This window comes from Parvularcula oceani, from assembly GCF_000733125.1.
Classification (GTDB): domain Bacteria; phylum Pseudomonadota; class Alphaproteobacteria; order Caulobacterales; family Parvularculaceae; genus Parvularcula; species Parvularcula oceani.
On sequence record NZ_JPHU01000027.1, the window covers coordinates 1 to 3,919 of the forward strand.

The 3,919-nt window shown below is 68.1% G+C and carries 2 protein-coding genes; both read right to left on the bottom strand.

Annotated elements, in window-relative coordinates:
* Positions 1 to 2,810 (bottom strand): efflux RND transporter permease subunit (locus tag IE88_RS0116015; protein ID WP_036767560.1); only part of this gene is annotated, 2,810 nt, incomplete at its 3' end.
* A 39-nt stretch (positions 2,811 to 2,849) separates the two neighbouring features.
* Positions 2,850 to 3,919 (bottom strand): efflux RND transporter periplasmic adaptor subunit (locus tag IE88_RS0116020; protein WP_031556463.1); only part of this gene is annotated, 1,070 nt, incomplete at its 5' end.

The following is a 3,919-nucleotide window of genomic DNA, read 5'->3' on the forward strand; positions in this document are numbered from 1 at the left end:
TAGCTCACCAGCACCATGCCGTTGCCAAGGGCAATGCCGAACAGGGCGATGAAGCCGACCGTGGCAGGCACGGATACGGGCAAGCCGACGATCCACAGCGCGATCGCGCCGCCGACCAAGGCGAGCGGGATGTTCAGGAGGATCAGGAGTGCCGACTTCAGCCGCCCGAAGGTCACGAGCAGGATGAGGAGGACGATGCCGAGCGTGATCGGGATGACCACGGCGAAGCGCTTGTTGGCCTGTTGTTGCAACTCGAACTGCCCGCCCCAGACGACGCGGTAGCCGGGCGGTAGTTCCAGTCCATCCGCCGTCAGGCCTTGCGCCTCCTCGACGAAGGACCCGATGTCGCGTCCTCGCACGTTAGCCTGAACCGTGATGAAGCGCTGCCCGTCCTCGCGAGTGATCTGACGCGGACCGACGACCTGACGCACGTCCGCCACGGCCTCGAGCGGGACGAGCGCGCCCCCCGGTGCCTTGATTACCAGGCGCCCGACCGCCTCGGGCGTGTCGCGCGACGCCGCCTCGTAGCGGACCACGACGGGGAACTGCCGCACTCCCTCGAAGAGCGTGCCCGCCTCCTCGCCGCCGATCGCCGCGCGGACGGTCGACAGAGCCTGCTCGACCGTGATGCCGAAGCGGGAAAGCGCCTGGCGATCGAGATCGACCTGAAGCTGCGGGGCGCCCGTCACCTGGTCCATCTGGACGTCCGCCGCCCCCGGCACGTCCTGCAGGATGCCCTGCAGCGTGCCCGCCGCCGCGATCAGCTCGTCCGTGTCAGGGCCGAAGATCTTGACGGCGAGTTCCGCCTTCGTGCCGGTCAATAGCTCGTCGACCGACATGGCGATGGGCTGGCTGACGTTGACGAGGATACCGGGGAAGTCCGACAGCTCTTCGGACAGCGCCGCCCGGAGATCGTCCGGCGAGAAGCCGGGTCGCCATTCGTCCCTCGGCTTCAAGGCGAGGAAGCTCTCGCCGCTGTTGGTCGGGTCGGCATGCGCGCCGACTTCGCCCCTGCCGATCCTGGTGACGACGCGGTCGACTTCGGGGAAGGCATCCAGGATGCGCTTCTCGACCCGCGTCATCGTCGCCTCCGCCTCGGTCAGGGAGATCGACGGAGCCATGGTCGTTCGCAGGAGGATGTCTCCTTCCTCGAGCGTCGGCGTGAACTCCGACCCCAAGCGGGGAAAGACCAACGCGCCCGCGACGAGGATGATCCCTGCGAGGCCGAGCGCCGCCATGCGCCGCCGCACGAAGAAGGCAGCGTAAGGACGGATAGAGCGACCGATTCGTCCCTCGTCGTCCGTCGTGCCTCCGGTCTTCGGCTGCATGACCCAGCCCGCGATGGCGGGCGCGATCAGGCCGGCGTAGATCAGCGAGCCGGTCATTGCGAGCGCGGCCGAAGCGGCGAGGGGCCTGAACGTCTTCCCCTCGACGCCCTGCAGGGCGAAGAGCGGCAGGAAGACGACGATCACGACGGCCACGGCCGCGAGGAGCGGGCCGATCACTTCCGTTACGGCTTCGGCGACGGCCGTGCGACGGTCCTCGCCCTGGCTTTCCCGCAACACGCGGTCGACGTTCTCCGCGATGACAATCGCGCCGTCGACCATCATCCCGATGGCGATGGCGACGCCGCCGAGCGACATGAGGTTGGCCGAGACGCCGAGCAGCTTCATGCCGAGGAAGGCGAAGCCGACCGAGAACGGAATCGACAGGACGACGACGAGGCTCGGCCGCCAGCCGCCCAAGAACGCGAAGATGAGGACGGCGACGAGCAGGGCACCCTGCCACAAGGCCGTCGTCACCGTGGACGACGCCGCGTTCACGAGCGTCGCTTGGTCGTAGTAGGCGACCGCGCGTACGCCGTCGGGCAGCGTCTCGTTGATCTCGGCGAAGCGCTCGCTGGCTCGCGCGATCACGTCGGAGGTGTTCGTTCCGTAGAGCTTGAGGACGATGCCCGCGACGACCTCGCCCTCTCCGTCCGCCGTGGCGAGACCCTGGCGCACGCCGCCGCCGATCGCGATCTCGGCCACGTCGGAGACGCGAACAGGTGTGCCGTCCACGGTCTTCAGGATGGCGGCCCCGAGGTCGGGAATGTCCTCGGCCAGGCCGATGCCGCGCACGACGTACTGCTCCGAATCGACTTCCAAGTACTGGGCGCCAGCGGTGCGGTTGCCCGCCTCTAACGCCGTCACCACGTCGGAGACGGTGAGATCGTAGCGGAGAAGAGCGTCCGGCCGAATACGGACCTGGTACTGCTTCTCGTAGCCGCCGAGCGACAGGACCTCGGTCACGCCGGGCACGGACTGCAGCTGGTACTTGATCAGCCAGTCCTGGATCTCGCGCATCTCGATCAGGCTGCGGTCACCGGTTTCGTCGACCAGCTGGTAGTAGAGGATGATGCCGAGGCCCGTGCTGATCGGGCCCATCTGCGGCTCGCCAAACCCTTCGGGGATCGCGTTCCTCGCCTCGGCCAAGCGCTCGCCGACGACCTGCCGAGCGAAGTAGACGTCCGTTCCGTCCTCGAAGTAAATGTTGAGGACGGAGAGGCCGAAGTTCGAGACCGAGCGGATCTCCTCGACCTTCGGCAGTCCGGACATGGACGTTTCCAGCGGGTAGGTGACGTAGCGTTCGACCTCCTCCGGCGCGAGGCCTTCAGTCTCCGTGAAGACCTGAACGAGGGAGGGTGTGACGTCGGGAAAGGCGTCGACCGGCAGGGAGCGGAATGCCCAGATGCCGGCGATGGTGATCGCGACGGCGGCGAGCCCGGCAAGGAGCCGCCCGCCCGCGACGCGGTACATGAAGTTCTGCATGATCGTGTCCTGATGCGTTGAGAGAGCGGGGCTGCTGGCCTAGTGGCCGTGCCCGTCGCCGAAGCCGGCCTTCTCGAGTTCAGCCTTGAGGGTGAACGCCCCCTCGGCGACGAAGGCCTGGCCGCGTTCGAGCCCGGAGACGATCTCCACCTCGTCCCCGACCTGCCGCCCCGTCTCAACGCCGACGGCACCGAACCCGTGATCGGTCGGCACGAAGACGACCTCACCGCCTTCGAACGCCACGACCGCGCCCTTAGGCACGGTCAGCGCCTGCTCTGAACTGCCGGTCTCGAGGCTCGCTGTGACGAACTGACCGGGTCGCAACGCTCGTTGCTCATTCTCTAGGATGACGCGAGCCGTGGCGGTGCGAGAGCCCTCCGAGAGCTGCGGCATGACGAAAGCCACTTCGCCGATGGCGATCTGACGGCCATTCTCGCCGTTCAAGACGACGCCGGCACCCGGTTCGATCCGGCCGAGGTCGGCGGCATAGACCTGAACGTCCGCCCAGACGACGCTGTCGTCGGCGACGACGAAAGCGGGCGCGCCGCCCTCGGTGCCTCCCTGGACGGACTGGCCTAGGCTGAGCGTCCGTTCGATCACGCGGCCGGCAATCGGCGAAGTGATCCGGTAACGCCCTGCCGCCCCGTCGGAGCCGCTAACCAAGCTTTCGATCTGATCGTGATCGATGCCTGCCGCGTGAAGAGCCGTCTCGGCCGCCTCCCGGCGCGCGGTGGCCATGGCGGCCTCCTGCTCGGCCTCGGCGAACTCCGCCTGCGAGGTGATCGCTTGATCGAGCAGCTCGCGCTCACGGGCCAGCGTCGAGTCGGCGAAGCGCTCGGCAGCGCGGGCCCCGTGGTAGTCGGCCATGAGGGCCGCGAGGCGCCCGCTGTCGAGCACGGCGAGAACCTCGCCAGCCTCGACGAGGTCGCCCTCCGTCGCTTCGAGAGAGCGGACCACGCCGTCGACGCGCGGTGCGATGTAGGCGACCCGGTCGGCGGCGAACTTGATCTCGGCCGGCAGCTCGGTCCGCTGGCCGAGCGCGGAGAGGCTTGCTCGTTGGATCTCTATGCCAAGCGCCGCGGCGTCTGCCTGGTCGATCTCGACCTCGT